Here is a 16382-nt window from a genome sequence, read left to right on the forward strand (position 1 = left end):
TTGGGTGGTGCGATACCCTCATTATTACACCTCTACATTGATGAAGCTATGCAATTTACAGACTTCTGGATCGGGAAAATACAGGCGGATAAATTGCCCGAAGCGTTGGATACCGCAGGGCTGATCAAATACCTGTCTATATATACCTCCGATGAGCAATGCTTCCAGATCCTCTTCCAATGGCACGAAACAACCTTAAGACGTAGTAGTGAGTGGTGGTTCCCCAGACAGGAGCTCTTAAACGTTGTTCAGGAAAAGATCGGTAGAAAAGGCCTGACCAGTACCTTGCATCTCTGCCTGGAACTCCTGGATACCTCAGAGAAAAAAACTGTCACCGTAGCTGCCGACAGGGTTAATATCCAGATAGATATCATTCTGCACGGAGGACCGGAACTGATTATCAGTCGCCGGGACTCTTTAGGCATCCTCGTCGTGGAATTCCTGTCGAATATCAGAAGTGCCCGGCAAAAGGAATGCTGGACGGCCTTCATTGATCACTGCCTGAACGCCGGTGAAAGCAGTGCACCCAATCGTAAATGGTGGAAGCGCGCAAAAGAGCTGGTAAGCCGTATCAATACCGAGCATTTCGTCATGAAACTGAAGGACTGGATATCTTTCTGCCAGGGACTTCTGATGAAACAACATGCAGGGCGCGCATATAGTTTCATTGATTATCACGTCGATTTTCTGAGTACTATTAATCATAATCTGCTGAAAGCCATCATATGGTGCAGCGCAATTCCAGATAATAAAGAATTGCTGGACATGCTGGAGCCATATGCCATATGGGCTTATAAGAAAAAAGGTACCGGAGGCCCTTTGTCGGTTAAAACCGGTACAGCCTGTATCTATGCACTTACTTTTCTTCCCTTCCGGGATGCCCTGGCCAGGATCAGCCGGTTCCGCTCACTGATCAGGCATTCGGGTATTGTGAAAAGCATCGATAAGATCTTACACGATCTGGCAGAGCAGCATAGTATTCCGCCGTATGAACTGGAAGAGTATATCGTGCCCGATTTCGGTCTGGATAAGAAAGGGACTGTTCGTGTGTCGCTAGGATCGAATTTCATAGGTGTTTACACCATCAACAATACCGGTAAGTCGAGTATCTCCTGGGAAAAGGATGGTAAACCGGTGAAAGGGCCACAGTCCTCCTTTGCTGCCGGACAGGAGTTCAGACGGCTGGCCAAAGATATCGATCAGGCGCTGGTGGATAACAGCGCAAGGATAGAACGGGCCTTTATGCGTATGACGCCATGGCCGTACAGTCACTGGAGAACATATTACCTGGATCATCCGCTTGTAAAGACCCTCACCACACGGCTGATCTGGACCTTTAATACTAACGGCGTACAGACCACCGGTTACTGCCTTGATGGTCATATTATCGATTATAAGGGCAGACCGATAACTATCACCGGAGATACCGCCGTGAGCCTGTGGCATCCGATGAATGAAGCTGCCAAAACAGTGAAGGCCTGGCGCGATTTCCTGTCGCAGCGCCAGATAGATCAGCCTTTCAAACAGGTGAACCGTGAAATTTATACTCCCAATAATGAGGAACTGGCCGATGGCTTTTACTCTTCCCGCTTCGCCTCCCAGGTGCTCGATAAACAGAAGTTTAAGAATGTTATCACACAGCGGGGCTGGATATTGCGACAAAAAGCGGCGCATAACTGGGCGTATATTCCCTATATGATACTGACCGACTGGGATATCAGGGTTAACTTCTTTGCAGACAGGAAGCAGGAAGAGACGGTACTCACGGATATGATCAATTTTTACAGGGAGGGTGAGCCACTCGCACTACGGGATGTTCCTGCTGTTATTTTCTCCGAAACCATCAGGGATATCAGTTACTTTGTTGCAACAGCCGGCAGTACGGAACTGCACAATCGTTCCTGAATACAGGAGGGTGCAATTATGATGAAAATTTGATGGCTCCTATCTGCCGTATTTACCCTGTACCTACAAAATATGCGGGGAATCAGCTCAGTTGGCCAGAGCGCTTGCATGGCATGCAAGCAGTCGTCAGCTCGACTCCCGCAAGCGTCTTATTTTACGTAACTTTACCCCATGCTGAACCCTGCCATTTCTTACACGCGCATAACAAGAGTACAGGATACAATTGTTACTGCAACGGAAGATGCACTGGCTGCTGAGGAACCGCTCGAGATTCAGCTGATCTACGGCCCAATGGCCGACAGACAGCAACAGAGCATCTCAGTTACCATGCGTACTCCCGGCCAGGACCCTGAACTGGCTACAGGTTTTCTCTATACCGAAGGGATCATCCGCTCGGAAAAGGATATCAAAGCTATCTGCTCTGATAGCGACATCACCAACACGATACAGGTAAGCCTGCACGAACATGTGACCCCTGTGCTGAAAACGGCACAGCGGAATTTTGTCTCCAATTCGGGATGCGGTATGTGTGGTAAAACAGATCTTTCTGCTATCTATACGCCAGTTGCAGCATCTGGAGGCGCCCGATCTGTTCCTGCATGGCCTGCAGAACTGATCCATCGTCTGCCTGATCTGCTTCGGGACAGGCAGCAGCTGTTTGATGATACGGGTGGCATACATGCTGCAGCTCTATTCGATCAGTCTTCAACGTTATTACTCATGCGGGAAGACATCGGGCGTCATAATGCAGTGGACAAGCTGATAGGCGCTGCGCTGCTGCAGCAGCTCTTCCCGATGGATCCATATCTCCTTTTGCTTAGTGGCAGGGCCGGATTTGAGCTGATCCAGAAAGCCGCTATGGCTGGTATTAAGGTAATTGCAGCTGTGGGTGCTCCTTCCGGAATGGCCGTAAAAATGGCGAATGAATGGGATATTACGCTGATCGGGTTTCTCCGTCAGCAAAGGTTTAATATTTACTCGGGTGAACATAGAATAGCAATCGGATCGTCCACCCTTCAGCAATGAAAATCTACTAATGAATCAGCATAATACAACAGACCCATCCCAGAACCCTGAACACTTTACCGGACATGTCCGGCTGAGTAAACCTAAAACAGTGGCCGCCGGTATCCCTGCTGTGCTGTCCAGCGCGAAACATCTCCTCCAGGAAATGGATGTGATCCGCGGGATGAAAGCCTTACTGCAGTTGAACCAGAAGCATGGCTTCGACTGTCCGGGTTGTGCCTGGCCCGACCCTGACGATGACCGCTCGGCCATTGCCGAATACTGTGAGAATGGCGTAAAAGCAATTGCTGAAGAGGCCACCAGTAAAAAGCTGGACGCCAGCTTCTTTGCAAAGAACAGTGTAGCTGAACTGGCGGCCCTGACCGACTATGAAATAGGCAAGAAAGGGCGTGTAGCACAACCGGTATACCTTGCTCCCGGCGCTACCCATTACCAGCCTATCTCCTGGGACGATGCTTTTCAGAAGATAGCACAACATCTGAATGCACTGGCTTCGCCCGATGAAGCCATCTTTTATACTTCCGGCCGTACCAGTAATGAAGCGGCTTTCCTTTACCAGTTATTCGTCAGGGAATATGGTACCAACAACCTGCCCGACTGCTCCAATATGTGCCACGAATCCAGTGGTGTGGCCCTTTCTGATGCCCTGGGTATCGGGAAAGGTTCGGTAACACTGGATGATCTGCATAAAGCGGAGGTTATTATCATTCTCGGACAGAATCCTGGTACCAACCATCCCCGCATGCTCACTGCCCTGCAAAAGGCGAAGGCAAACGGGGCTACCATCATTTCTGTGAATCCCCTGCCGGAAACAGGGCTGATGAACTTCCTTAATCCGCAGACTGTCAAGGGCATATTCAATATCAAGGCACATCTTACAGACCTGTTCCTGCAGGTAAAGATCAATGGAGATATGGCCTTGTTGCAGGCTATCGCCCTTCTGTTGCTGGAAGAAGAAGATCGCCATCCGGGAACTGTCTTTGACCATGGGTTCATTAACAGTAATACCAGCGGATATACGGAATATATTAATCATATCCGGCTGCTGCAATTGGAAACGCTGGCAGATGCCTGTGGTATTTCGCTGGAACAGATCCGTCAGGCAGCGTCCATGCTGATGCATAAAAAGAAGATCGTTGCCTGCTGGGCCATGGGACTTACGCAGCATAAAAATGCCGTGGATACTATCAAGGAGGTGGTCAACCTGTTGCTCCTGAAAGGCAGTATAGGAAAGGAAGGCGCCGGCACCTGTCCGGTACGCGGTCATAGTAATGTGCAGGGCGACCGCACCATGGGGATCTATGAAAAGCCTTCGGAGGCATTGCTCAATAAGATCCAGACGGTATATGGATTCAACCCTCCCCGGGAACATGGCTATGATACTGTGGACGCTATCCGCGCTATGCGTGATGGCAGGGCGGGTGTTTTCTTTGCCATGGGAGGCAATTTCCTCTCGGCCACACCTGATACTCCTGTCACTGCCCAGGCGCTGCGTAATTGTGCTCTAACCGTACAGGTCTCTACCAAATTGAACCGCAGTCACCTGATACATGGTCGTGAAGCCATCATCCTGCCTACCCTTGGTCGCAGCGATATGGATATTCAACAGGGGCAGAAACAGTTCGTCACCTGTGAAAACTCTATGGGCGTGATACAGATGTCCAAGGGTAACCTGCCGCCTGTTTCGCAGCACCTGTTAAGTGAACCTGTCATTGTCTGCAGACTGGCAATCGCGACCCTGGGAGAGCGTTCAAAAGTAAACTGGCATCACTACATGCAGCACTACGATTACATCCGTGAGGATATCGAAAAGGTAATCCCCGGGTTCAACAACTATAACACCCGCGTAAGACATCCCGGTGGTTTCTATCTACCTAACAATGCACGGGAAGGACGTTTCAATACTACTACAGGCAAAGCGAATTTTAACGTCGCTCATGTAACTGTCCAGCAACTGGCAGCAGATGAATACATGATGATGACCATCCGCAGCCATGACCAGTTCAATACAACTATCTACGGATTGGATGACCGCTATCGTGGTGTTTACCAGGAAAGAAGAGTGATACTGATGAATGGCAGGGATATGCAATCCACCGGACTCAAAGCAAATGATGTGGTTGACCTGATCAATAACTTCGAGGGTGTGGAAAGGATCGTCCATAAATTCCTGGTAGTGGAATACAGTATCCCGGAGAAGTGCACTGCTACTTATTTCCCTGAGGCCAATGCCCTGGTGCCACTCAATAGTGTAGCCGACAAGAGCAATACGCCTACATCCAAAATGGTTATTATTAAGATCAGGAAATCATCTGAACTGTAAGAAAGCCGGCGTTCTCAATGCGAAGATGTTGAAGCGGAAGTCCACAGTGGTGGTAGCTTCCCAGAATACTGATTTCATTGGTTCCGGTGCATTCGGGTAGTAGTTGGCCGACAGCCTGAGGGTATTGAGTGACAGGTTTTCATTGCGTATCCTGAAGCCTAGTCCGAGCCCGGTATAAATCGGATTCTTAAAGATATTATTACTCTTATAGGACAGTTGAGAGGCCTGGATGGAAGAGAAGAAATTGAACTTAAAACCGAATATTTTCAAAGGACTGTAATAGATAGTTTCTGACCTGACATTTAAGCGCTGATAACCACTCAGCGGTACGTCCTTATAGCCCCATACACCCAGGTCCCTGTTAATATTGAGCGGGCGATAGAAATAGTTGTTCGGATTGCAGATGTAGTCTGCATAAAGGAACTGACGGAGTTTTCCTCCTGCAAACCTGAACGCCCGGCTATAATATTCCACTTTGGCGTGAAGGACCGCATCTTCCGACATCCCATTCTGAAAGAAGGTGCTGAGTCCTACCAGCCCGGAAAGTATCCCTTTACCCGAAGTTACCCAGAACTTCTCCGCCTCGGCGCCTATATACCCCCTGGTGCGTCCCAGCCAGGTCTCCCAGCCGCCCGTTACGGAAGCAGTATATCCCAGGGGAATATCCTCCGTTCGTCCAAACCCGAAGAAATGGCTTGTTTTAAAGAACTCCTGCCGAAAGGTGACGACCTGCCCGAGGTAGAAGCGGTGATTGTTATAGACGGGATCCCATTTATAGGCCTCCTGGGAGGGCTTTTGCGTAAATGCGAGATTAAAATGGCGCACCAGGAATGCCAGGTTCGGTTTACGGCTATCCGGATTACGGTTATCCTGTTTCAGGAAGTTGAAACCGCCCCATACGTCCAGGATGTTATACCGGTAATCCCGATACAGGGAATCGGGCCGCTTGAACATATTGATGGAATAATTGGTACTGAAGTTGAAACCTCCTACCCATTTAGCCTCGCTCTTGTACAACGGTCTGTCAACAGCAAAGTAGTAAGTCCCTTCATAAGTACCCGAATCCAGTGTGTTAATATTGTTCAGGGTGGTATATCCTCCGGAGAAATCTATAAATGTGCCCAGGAGGTTCGTTTTGGTGTACCTGACCTGCGATCCGAAAGGAGGATTGTCGTTACCGCTCCACGAGCCCCCTATCCGGATACCCTGACCGGCGCCGAACAGGTTGTCATTGGAAACGCTGGCTCTTATACCTGAGGTACTTAAACGGGAAAGGTCAAAGCCGTATTCGAATACGTCTTTGGTCACCACCAGGAGATCGACGGAATCCTCGGAAGGGCCGGTGTTAATGATATACAAACGGGCATCCTGTATGAAGGGCCGGTTACGGATGTAACGCTCGTTGTCAGACATTTCATAAGGATTGATCGTATCGTTCTGCCTGAAAAAGAGCAATTGCCGTATCACCCATTCCTCCGAGTTGAAATGCATCCGGTTGGCAAGATGCACCAGCTTCATAGAGGTGGAGAAGGTGGTATCCTTGATATTGCTGGGACCAAACACGTTCACGCGGCGGTAGTAGATATCCCGGATCACTTTCCCGGCGAAAGGTTTGAAATACTGTTCGCTTTTGATAATGCTGCTGTCTGTTCCCGATGGCTCAGGTACATTCTGCCGGGTTACTTTCCTGATGAGAGAGTCGCGGTACTGTTTACTCCGCAGGGAATCCCTGTAAGCACGTACGCGGCCCAGCCAGGAGTTGGAATACTTCTTTGATACAGGAATGGTATCTCCATGCAGGATCACATCTCCAGGTACGACAGTGTCTCCGGGGATAGTCGGTACGATCGGTACGCTGGGGGCCCTGGGAATGAGCGGGAAGATGGTATCCTCCGGAACGGGCATTACGGGAATGGAAGGCCTCACCGGTACCACCGTGTCACGGCTAAAGGGAAAGCGGGCTCGTTCCTTCGGGAATGAATTGCCGTACGCCTCCAGCATTCCGAAGGCCAGGCAACAGCTGATCAGGACATAAATTGATATTTTCAGCGATTTTCTCACTCGGTCTTAGCAGTATAAGCAAGCATCTTCCTTACTTAACGTAAAGATTATGTAACAGTTGTAACAAGTTAACTAAATTATTGCGCTACGATGACAGTTTCCCATCCGTCATAACGTGCATTCATTTCCTGGGCAAGTTCCCAGAGCAACATTACCGCTGCATCTATGCTTTCCTCGTCGGTCCGGTCGTTGCGGGAAAGCCTTAATCCATAGGGATGAGGATCTTTTTCATCCACTGGTCGTGCTTCTATGACGAAGCCCAGGCGCTGCACCTGCTGTCCGTACAATTCACGTTCTGCTTCCGCAGAGAAATATATCCAATGGTCTATGAGGCGGGCTTTTTCAGCAATGTCCCCATGTTGTTTCAGCGTACGCAACACTTTGCGGTTCTGGATACGCTGAAATTCCTGTACATCCGGAAAGAGGAAATCGAAGTACAATTCCCATGTCTTATCTTCCTTAACCCCGAAATCATAATGATAATCAGGGAACTGGATCATCGCATCTGCAATGTATTTGTCGTGCAGCAGGGTGCCGGAGGCATAAAAATAAAAGTCCCTTACTCCATTTGACATAGTACGGCCAACAAAATGTGCCTGCAAAGTTGTTTCCAGCTGTTGCACCAGGCAATCCTCAATGTCTCCCAGCACGGTGAACTCATCCCCCTGCGGAAAACCGTCCACACGCGGATTTTTCAGGTATACCGATACAAAGATGGCATACGGCTTTTTACTCAATGGGGCAAAACGCCGCAGGTCCAGGTCCAGGCCTATAATAGCCGGCTTATCTTCGATATGGCAGGTATAGATGTCCCAGTCTGGTTGGTAAGCGTCAGGCATAATGCATTGATTCGAAATGTAACAGTCAGATGTAAAGATAAGGAACCCTTACCGCCATTCATCCATTAGTAGATCAATCTTTTTTTAAATCAGACTAATTTTACGGCAGTTACAGGCTTAATATTAGAAAAGTACTTTGGATCATGCAGAAAATTGTCGCTTTATGTTTGGGAATGATGATCTCGTTCCTGTCAGTTACTTATGCACAGCAACCGGCGCACAAGCCCGCCGAGAATGGCTCCCTATACGGAAAACTCGTTGATGCTAAAACCAATTCTCCAGTTGAATATGCTTCTGTTGCCCTGCTCCGCGTAGCAGATTCCAGTGTGGCAACAGGTATGTTATCAAAGCCAAATGGTGATTTCAACTTCCCTGAAGTAGCCTATGGCAAGTATGTTATCAAAGTGAATTTCATTGGTTACGAAACCGTTTATAAAACAATTGCACTTACTGCAAAAAATAATAATATAGATGTTGGTAATATCAAATTGAATCCCAATGTAAGGTCGCTGGCCGGTGTGGAAGTAGTGGGTGACAAGCCTACTTTCCAGATGGCGATTGACAAGCGTGTCTTCAATGTTGATAAAAGTCTTGCCAGTGTAGGCGGTACCGCTACAGATGTGTTGAAACAGGTCCCTTCTGTGAACGTGGATATTGACGGGAACGTCACTGTACGTAACGGCTCTCCTACCATCTTTGTGGACGGTCGCCCTACTACCCTGACCCTCGACCAGATCCCTGCAGACGCCATTGCTACCGTGGAAGTGGTAACCAACCCTTCTGCGAAATACGATGCAGAAGGCGTAAGTGGTATCCTCAATATTGTACTGAAAAAGAACCGCAAAGCGGGTATCAATGGCCAGATCAGCGGTGGCTTGTCTACACTCGGTGGCGGCAACGCCGGAGCCGATCTCAATATCCGCAGGGAAAAGTTCAATGTTTCCCTCAGCTATAACCTGAGAAGCCGCCAGGGTAATGCGCGATCACATCTCTTCCGTAAGAATCTCAGCACCGATACCACTACTTATCTCGACCAGTATAATGATGGTGAGAACGGCCGCCGTTTCCAGTTTGGCCGTGTTGGTTTTGACTGGTTTATGGACAACCGCAATACCTTCAGCATTTCCCAGGGTATCATGGCGGGCGATTTTAAAGATAACAGCGGACTGAGACTCTACGATCTGAATGAAGGACAGGAGCAGATACGCTATGGTACCGGTATTGATAATGAGAATCATAACTTCCGCAACTACAGTACACAGGTAGGTTATAAGCACACCTTCGCCAAGCAGGGACATGAGCTGACGGCCGACTTTAACTATAACTACGCTACTTCGAAAGATAACTCCGATTATTCGTTACAGTATTACAACCTGTCGCACGAGCCAATCGATTCTCCGAATGTGCCACAGCTGCGTAATGGTCGCGGCAATGGTAGTACCACCTACATTACTGGTCAGATTGATTATGTAAATCCACTGACAGAGACTTCCAAGATAGAAGCTGGTTTACGCACTACCACCCGCAAGTTCGATAACCTGCTGAATACCATGGGTAAAGATTTCTCTACAGGCGATTTTGTGTTAGACTCTTCACTGTCCAACAATTATCACTACTCTGAAACGATCAATGCTGCTTACGTGAGCTATTCCGGTACAGTCGGTAACTTTGGTTACCAGGGAGGTCTGCGTGCAGAACAATCTTTCTATGATGGTGAAATGAGGAGCATCAACAAAAGCAGTTATAAAATTGATTATCCTGTCAGTCTGTTTCCCAGCCTGTTCCTCTCCCAGAAGTTCAAAGGAGATCATGAACTGCAGCTGAACTATAGTCGTCGTGTACGTCGTCCATGGTTCCGTGATCTGTTGCCGAACCTGGAATACACCGCCCAGAGTGCCAATCGTGGTAACCCTGCGCTGCGTCCTGAGTTTACCAACTCTTTCGAGCTGAGCTATCTGAAAGATTTCAACAGGAAACATAATGTGCTGGTATCCTTGTATTTCCGGAATACAGAAAGGGCTATTACTGATTACTATACCGACACTACCCTCACTATCAATGGTGTGTCGCAGAAAGTAGTACTGTCTTACCCGGTGAATGCTGATACCCGGAATGCTTACGGTGCGGAATTCACTGTTCGTAACCAGATCCTCAAAGGCTGGGATATTACGACCAACCTGAACCTGGCGCAGACAAGGATAAATGCCAGCAACCTGCAGAATAACCTTAGCAATCAGGGCTTTATCTGGTTCGGTAAGATCAATAGTAATACAAAACTGCCCTGGAATTCTACCCTGCAGATCACAGGTAACTATGAATCCAAACAGATTATGCCACAGGGAGAAAGAGCGGCGCAGTACTCTGCTGATATCGCAGTACGTAAGGAATTCCTGAAGAAAAAGAACCTGGTGGTATCGCTGGCGTTGAATGATATCTTCAATACCGACCGTAACTTAACTTATACAACCACTGCTTCTTCCGAACAGGAAAGGTATCGTAAACGTGCTACCCGTGAGCTGAGAATAAACGTCGCCTACCGCTTTGGTAAAATGGATACACAGTTATTCAAGCGTAAGAATAATAAGAAAGAAGATCAGCAGGAAACTAAGGAAGAATATTAACTTAGTTGTCCAAAACCTATTACCTATGATCGACATAATCGGGAATACTGTCACCCTTCGTTTTCTTGCAGAACCATCAGACGTGAATTTCGGCGGTAAAGTGCATGGAGGCGCTGTAATGAAATGGATTGACCAGGCAGGATATGCCTGTGCGGCTAACTGGAGTGGTCAGTATTGTGTGACAGTGTATGTGGGCGGTATCCGCTTCTTCAAACCTATCTCTATCGGGGATATAGTAGAGATCACTGCTACCGTCATCTATACCGGCAATTCAAGTATGCATATTGCCATTAATGTACAGGCAGGCAATCCGAGGAAGAAAGAGAGGGTAAAAACGACCCACTGTGTAATGGTGTTTGCGGCGGTGGATGATCATGGTAAAACAGTTTCGGTTCCTAAATGGACGCCGGAGAGTAAGGAAGGTGTTGAGCTGGAGAATTACGCTAAAAAATTAATGGCGCTGAGGCAGAATATTGAGGATGAGATGAAACCGTATATGTGATGTTCAATCAATAATTTAATTGGGAATGCAGGGGAAATTTTCTCCTGCATTCTGTTTTAAAATATGGTTCATTATTCGCTACAATAGGACTCCGTCAGGAGTCCCTGTGTTTGTAGCCCGGGGTTTTGAACCCCGGGGACGTATAATTCCACGCGAACATATAATTCCCCCGGAACGTATAATCCCCCGGGGCCGTAACATACCGGTGGTTGGGAATTTGGGATTGGTGTTTTTGTGTGAGGGCAATGGCCGCGAATGATGGTGTTCACATCAATGCGAGAATTGCATTTCGCTCAGGTTCCGGTACAAACCACCTTCTACCAATATCAACTCCTGGTGTGTACCCTCTTCTACCAGCTTTCCTTTGTCCAATACTATGATCTTATCTGACTGACGTACAGTGCTTAACCGATGCGCAATGACAATAGAGGTACGTCCTTCCATCAGTTTCTCCAAAGCATCCTGCACCAGCCTTTCTGACTCTGAATCCAATGCGGAAGTTGCCTCATCTAGTATGAGGATACGCGGGTTCTTCAGCACGGCCCTCGCAATGGCAATCCTTTGTCGCTGACCACCGGATAGCTGTATACCCCGCTCCCCGACAATCGTATCCAATCCATCGGGGAAGCGCTCTATAAACTCCCAGGCATTGGCCTTTCGGGCGGCGGCTTCCACTTCTGCGGTTGTTGCTCCTGGTTTGCCATAGGCAATGTTTTCCCGGATAGTACCGCCAAACAGGAATACATCCTGTGGTACAATCGCCATCTGGCTACGGAGGGCTGACAGCGGGAAGCTGGCGGCATCTTTTCCGTTGAAGCGGATCATCCCTTCCGACGGACTATACAAGCGTAATAAGAGGGAGACGATGGTGCTTTTACCCGCCCCACTGGGGCCTACCAGCGCTATCTGCTGATCTGGTGCTATATCGAGCGAGATATCTGTCAACACTTCCTGATCATCCCTCGTAGGATAACGGAATGAAACGTTGTCGAATGAGATCTGTCCACTGAGATGATCTCCCGCGGCAATGGCCGTGGTTTCCTCCACAGGTTCCGCTGGCTCATCCAGTATTTCCAGCAGGTGTTCTGTCGCTCCGATGCTCTTTTGTATACTGGCGTAGACTTCCGCCAGTCCTGCCACTGATCCGCCAATAAAGCTGGAATACAACACAAAGGACAACAACATACCAGGGTCCATTTTACCGGCAGCAATCAGCAGTGCACCTCTCCAGATAACGGCGATCATCGCCCCAAACACACCCAATAGCATACTGGCGGTAAATGCACCACGGAAGCGCCCTGTTTTCATACCAGTGGCAGCTACCTCCCGGATCTTCGTGCTGTAACGCTTCATCTCAAAGAACTCATTGGCGAAAGCCTTGACATTCAGGATGCCTTGCAAGGTCTCCTCAACGATGGTATTGGCCTCTGCCACCTGTTTCTGCGCCAGCTTGGAATAACGCCTTACAAAGCGTCCGAAGAAAAAAGCGATGACCATAACAACAGGCAATGTGGCCAGCATCAGCAGCGTCAGTTGTATGGAAGTGTGCAGCAGAAGTACGAGTCCGCCGATAATGATGATAATCTGCCGGATAAATTCAGCCACTGTTGTGGTGAAGGTTTCCTGCAGCAATGAGATATCGGAAGAGATCCTGCTGCCCAGCTCACCTACCCGTCTGCTGAGGAAGAAGCGCATGGGCAGTTTGATGAGATGGTTATAAATGTGCTGACGTAAAGATGCCAGCGAACGCTCTGTTACATTGACAAACAGTATGATACGCAGGTAGCCGAAGATGCCCTGCGCTACCAATATGCCTACCAGCAGTAATCCTATCCGGTTTATATCATGAGGATCGGTCAATACTTTATGTGTATTGGCTGCGTCCACCAGTTCTCCCAGCAGTTTGGGAAAGGCCAGGTTGGCCAGGCTGGAGATAAAAAGAAAGAATAGCCCCAGGCTAAAGGCCGGCCAGTAAGGCTTTACATACTTGTATAATCTGAACGTGCGTTTTAATGCCGCCACCCGGAGCGGTTTTTTCTGTTGTGTACTGTCTTCCATCAGCGGATAAGAATTACTAATAATATGGAGGCATGCTCAATCCTGCTCACATTTCCAGGTCGTAAGGTTATGACGGGCTGGGAAGGTAAATATTTTATTCCTACTTAAATAAATAAAGAAAGGAGGCGCGTGGCCTCCTTTCCTGCGACGAATAAACAATCACGTTTAAGATTCTATTGCCTTTTAATGTATTATCGACTTAAATAGCCAATCTGCGTCGATGCGAAAAGAGTTTCCATATCCGTGTGATCGGCAATGTTTACCAGATGATAATCAGAATATTCCGTGATTGCTACTATTATAAAGCTCCAGTTAGAGCGGGTTGTTCTATTGATATAACATGTCATACTGCTTCGTTGTTGATCACCTGGCATTTATTCTGGGCTAATCCGATGATTATTGCGGATTCCTGTTCCTGCTGGAATCTCCTGTGCCGGTTCCGTAACGGGAAGAATCCTCCCCTGGATTAATGGCTCCCGGTGGTATTTCTGATGAAGCGGTATCCGGTGTTACAGATGCTGTATCCGGACCACCAACCGATGTTGAGTCAGTATTGGTATTGTTTCCGCCTCCGCATGACGCCAGGAACATTCCTCCTGCAATAAAAAGCCCTGCGAGGAATAGTTTGCCTTTATGATTCATTTTCATAAAAATATTTTTACCAGTTAACAAATACGGGTTTTTAGATATATATCGTAGAAATTATTTCTACAAATAGTGGACGCTGATAAACGGCACGCTACCCACATATATTACTTAATCGGCATGGAATCAGGTCTCTGAGAAGAGGTGTCCATGGTCCTGCTCATAGTATCTACGGTACTGGTATTACCCGGTTGACTAACGCTGGTGGTGTCTGTTGTATTACCACTTTCCCTTGAACTTCCGCAGGCAAACAGGAAGATACTCAGGATAATAGCAAGACACGTCGTAATACCAATTTTGCACAGCGCCAGGCGCACAGTGATTGCATTATTTCCGAGGTCTTTCTTTTGCGTTCTCATGATAGACTATTTAGGTTAAACAATTAAATTCATGTACGAGTCTTGCTATTTGTATAAAGAATTATGCCAAGGCTTACATTTGTAGTTGAACATGCGTATGGAACAGTCTATCTTTCAGGTTATTGAAGAGCATCAGTTGTTGAAGGTACTGGTGGCACTGATCGTCGGCGGAGTATTAGGAATGGAAAGGGAATACCGTCACAAGGCAGCAGGTATGCGCACATTGGCGCTGATCTGTGTGGGCAGTACACTCTTCACCATGCTTTCTGTGGAACTGGGATATCCTTCCAGTCCCGACCGTGTGGCGTCCAATATACTTACAGGAGTAGGGTTCATCGGCGCCGGTGTGATCTTCAAAGGTGACTACACCATAGACGGGATCACCACTGCTGCTACCATCTGGATAGCTTCAGCCCTGGGTATTGCGATAGGTGTGAGCCATTACTTGTTGGTGGCGCTGACACTTGGTATTGTGTTGCTGCTGTTGATCGGCTTAAAAGTGCTGGAAGGTAAGATCGGGGAAATCAGGGAAAAACGCACCTACACCATAGGATACCATGTAGATCAATACAGTCCGGATGAAATAGCCGCCATCTTTAAGCGTTTTGATTTAAAACATAAGCAGTTGCTGCACACAAGGAATGAAAAGCTGATCGTAGAAGACAAGTACGAAGTAGCTGGCAGGCCGCAGGCAATTGCCGCCATCAACGCATTCCTTATGTCAGATAAAAATATTCATCATTATTCCGTACAGGTAAACCCACTTTAGGAGGAGCATATACTTATGTCAGGAGGCCACGCCGATCTGCCTTTACATTATGGTCATGTACCACCCTGGCTCGCTAGGAGAATGAGCCTGTTGGGCGGCGCTATTGTTGAAACAATTGTAGCCGACTATGGCAAGGGCGAAGTATTGCGCCGTCTCAGTGATCCCTGCTGGTTTCAGGCGCTGGGATGTGTATTGGGCATGGATTGGCATTCTTCAGGTATTACCACCAGCGTAATGGGTGCTTTAAAGAAAGCATTGAATCCCAGGGCGCAGGAACTGGGTATTTATATCTGCGGAGGAAAAGGAAAGCATTCCAAAGAGACGCCTGCAGAATTATTGGCTATTGCAGAGCGTACCGGTCTTCCCGGACAGGAACTCGTACGCTGTAGTAAACTGGCGGCTAAGGTAGATAATACCGCTGTACAGGATGGCTTCCAGTTATACCTGCACTCTTTCATTGTATCCAGCGAAGGAGAATGGGCGGTGGTACAACAGGGGATGAATGATGCCAATGGGATGGCACGCCGTTATCACTGGCATTCTACTGCCTTTAAAGAATTTACAGAGACACCGCATACTTTCATATATGGCCATAACCAGGGACTGATCCTCAACCTGACGGACAAAGACGCTTCATCTACAAAATCAGGTATGCTCCAGCTGGTCAAAGAGAAGCCGGCTCACCTCCTGCCGGAGATCCGGAACCTGATAATGCCGTCCCACCATGATGTGAGAGCGAAGGATGTGGACCTTAAAAGACTGGGAAGTGTGCTGGCAGTAGCGCATGAGCGTCAGTTACATGATTTCGAATCCCTGCTGTTGCTGGAAGGTGTAGGTCCCCGTACACTGCAATCACTCACACTCGTCAGTGAGGTAATCCATGGCACCCCCTCCCGTTTTACTGATCCTGCCCGATTCTCTTTCGCTCACGGCGGAAAAGATGGGCATCCTTTCCCTGTTCCGGTAAATGTATACGACGAGACGATCAGCGTGCTAAAGGATGCGGTGAACAAAGCGAAGATCGGGCAATCTGATAAACAGGAGGCTATCCGTAAATTGTCAGTATTATCGCAACAGGTGGAGAAGGATTTTATACCCAATGCCAGGCTGGATGAACTGATCCAGGAAGAAAGAGATAAATCCTGGCAATATGGAGGTCGTACTGTAATGGGCAAAGCCCAGCCTCCGGATAAGAAAAAAGGTGGTTCACAGTTAAGCCTGTTCTAAAAACACATTTCTTTTTGGTTAAAAAGAAATCCCGGCTTGATAGCCGG

The 16382-nt window shown here is 48.0% G+C and carries 12 protein-coding genes; 7 read left to right on the forward strand and 5 right to left on the reverse strand.

All coding sequences use genetic code 11. The annotated features are described in order from the left end of the window. Positions 1-48 precede the first annotated feature (48 nt). The 3 genes from BLR32_RS27165 (at position 49) to BLR32_RS27175 (ending at position 5254) form a co-directional block, all read left to right on the forward strand. Positions 49-1905 carry a DUF4132 domain-containing protein gene (locus BLR32_RS27165; RefSeq protein WP_089836572.1) on the forward strand — a complete coding sequence of 619 codons (1857 nt, stop codon included), beginning with the start codon at positions 49-51 and terminating at the stop codon, positions 1903-1905. A 171-nt stretch (positions 1906-2076) separates the two neighbouring features. Continuing rightward, positions 2077-2931: a formate dehydrogenase accessory sulfurtransferase FdhD gene (gene fdhD, locus BLR32_RS27170; RefSeq protein ID WP_089836574.1), complete on the forward strand. Its 855-nt coding sequence runs from the start codon at positions 2077-2079 to the stop codon at positions 2929-2931. A 10-nt stretch (positions 2932-2941) separates the two neighbouring features. After that, positions 2942-5254, forward strand: a complete 2313-nt coding sequence (locus BLR32_RS27175) for an FdhF/YdeP family oxidoreductase (RefSeq protein ID WP_089836576.1) — start codon at positions 2942-2944, stop codon at positions 5252-5254. Here the strand turns inward: BLR32_RS27175 and BLR32_RS27180 are convergent. Both BLR32_RS27180 and BLR32_RS27185 read right to left on the reverse strand, forming a co-directional pair. Next, on the reverse strand, positions 5240-7315 hold the full coding sequence (locus BLR32_RS27180) for a BamA/TamA family outer membrane protein (protein WP_143011609.1): 2076 nt from the start codon (positions 7313-7315) through the stop codon (positions 5240-5242). The genes BLR32_RS27175 and BLR32_RS27180 overlap by 15 nt on opposite strands. Positions 7316-7392: 77 nt before the next feature. After that, positions 7393-8154, reverse strand: a complete 762-nt coding sequence (locus tag BLR32_RS27185) for a DUF695 domain-containing protein (RefSeq protein ID WP_089836580.1) — start codon at positions 8152-8154, stop codon at positions 7393-7395. A 143-nt stretch (positions 8155-8297) separates the two neighbouring features. Between BLR32_RS27185 and BLR32_RS27190 the strand changes: the two genes are divergently transcribed. Together BLR32_RS27190 and BLR32_RS27195 are read left to right on the forward strand one after the other, a co-directional pair. Then, on the forward strand, positions 8298-10775 hold the full coding sequence (locus tag BLR32_RS27190; protein ID WP_089836582.1) for a TonB-dependent receptor: 2478 nt from the start codon (positions 8298-8300) through the stop codon (positions 10773-10775). A gap of 25 nt (positions 10776-10800) precedes the next feature. Next, positions 10801-11277, forward strand: a complete 477-nt coding sequence (locus tag BLR32_RS27195) for an acyl-CoA thioesterase (RefSeq protein ID WP_089836584.1) — start codon at positions 10801-10803, stop codon at positions 11275-11277. Positions 11278-11547: 270 nt separating this feature from the next. Here the strand turns inward: BLR32_RS27195 and BLR32_RS27200 are convergent, their stop codons facing one another. The 3 genes from BLR32_RS27200 to BLR32_RS27210 all read right to left on the reverse strand — a co-directional run bounded on the left by BLR32_RS27200 (position 11548) and on the right by BLR32_RS27210 (position 14339). Beyond that, positions 11548-13335 (reverse strand): ABC transporter ATP-binding protein, encoded by a 1788-nt coding sequence (locus tag BLR32_RS27200; RefSeq protein WP_089836586.1) that lies wholly within the window; start codon positions 13333-13335, stop codon positions 11548-11550. Positions 13336-13731: 396 nt separating this feature from the next. Beyond that, positions 13732-13983 (reverse strand): hypothetical protein, encoded by a 252-nt coding sequence (locus BLR32_RS27205; RefSeq protein ID WP_089836588.1) that lies wholly within the window; start codon positions 13981-13983, stop codon positions 13732-13734. Positions 13984-14087: 104 nt separating this feature from the next. Further along, positions 14088-14339, reverse strand: coding sequence for a hypothetical protein (locus BLR32_RS27210; protein ID WP_089836590.1), 252 nt, complete (start codon positions 14337-14339; stop codon positions 14088-14090). 97 nt (positions 14340-14436) lie between these two features. On the opposite strand from BLR32_RS27210, the gene BLR32_RS27215 reads away from it, so the two are divergent. Next, a complete protein-coding gene (locus BLR32_RS27215) occupies positions 14437-15108 on the forward strand; it encodes an MgtC/SapB family protein (protein WP_176842451.1) in 672 nt (223 codons plus the stop codon). 15 nt (positions 15109-15123) lie between these two features. Next, positions 15124-16335, forward strand: a complete 1212-nt coding sequence (locus tag BLR32_RS27220) for a DUF763 domain-containing protein (RefSeq protein ID WP_089836595.1) — start codon at positions 15124-15126, stop codon at positions 16333-16335. Positions 16336-16382 lie beyond the last annotated feature (47 nt).

Origin of the sequence: Chitinophaga filiformis (assembly GCF_900102545.1) — a bacterium.
Lineage (GTDB): Bacteria > Bacteroidota > Bacteroidia > Chitinophagales > Chitinophagaceae > Chitinophaga > Chitinophaga filiformis.

What these genes read in the sequence shown, in the direction of transcription:
- fdhD (WP_089836574.1), top strand. Translation starts at nt 2,077, where the DNA reads ATGCTGAACCCTGCCATTTCTTACACGCGCATAACAAGAGTACAGGAT.
- BLR32_RS27175 (WP_089836576.1), top strand. Translation starts at nt 2,942, where the DNA reads ATGAATCAGCATAATACAACAGACCCATCCCAGAACCCTGAACACTTT.
- BLR32_RS27185 (WP_089836580.1), bottom strand. Translation starts at nt 8,154, where the DNA reads ATGCCTGACGCTTACCAACCAGACTGGGACATCTATACCTGCCATATC.
- BLR32_RS27205 (WP_089836588.1), bottom strand. Translation starts at nt 13,983, where the DNA reads ATGAAAATGAATCATAAAGGCAAACTATTCCTCGCAGGGCTTTTTATT.
- BLR32_RS27200 (WP_089836586.1), bottom strand. Translation starts at nt 13,335, where the DNA reads ATGGAAGACAGTACACAACAGAAAAAACCGCTCCGGGTGGCGGCATTA.
- BLR32_RS27210 (WP_089836590.1), bottom strand. Translation starts at nt 14,339, where the DNA reads ATGAGAACGCAAAAGAAAGACCTCGGAAATAATGCAATCACTGTGCGC.
- BLR32_RS27195 (WP_089836584.1), top strand. Translation starts at nt 10,801, where the DNA reads ATGATCGACATAATCGGGAATACTGTCACCCTTCGTTTTCTTGCAGAA.
- BLR32_RS27190 (WP_089836582.1), top strand. Translation starts at nt 8,298, where the DNA reads ATGCAGAAAATTGTCGCTTTATGTTTGGGAATGATGATCTCGTTCCTG.
- BLR32_RS27165 (WP_089836572.1), top strand. Translation starts at nt 49, where the DNA reads ATGCAATTTACAGACTTCTGGATCGGGAAAATACAGGCGGATAAATTG.
- BLR32_RS27215 (WP_176842451.1), top strand. Translation starts at nt 14,437, where the DNA reads ATGGAACAGTCTATCTTTCAGGTTATTGAAGAGCATCAGTTGTTGAAG.
- BLR32_RS27220 (WP_089836595.1), top strand. Translation starts at nt 15,124, where the DNA reads ATGTCAGGAGGCCACGCCGATCTGCCTTTACATTATGGTCATGTACCA.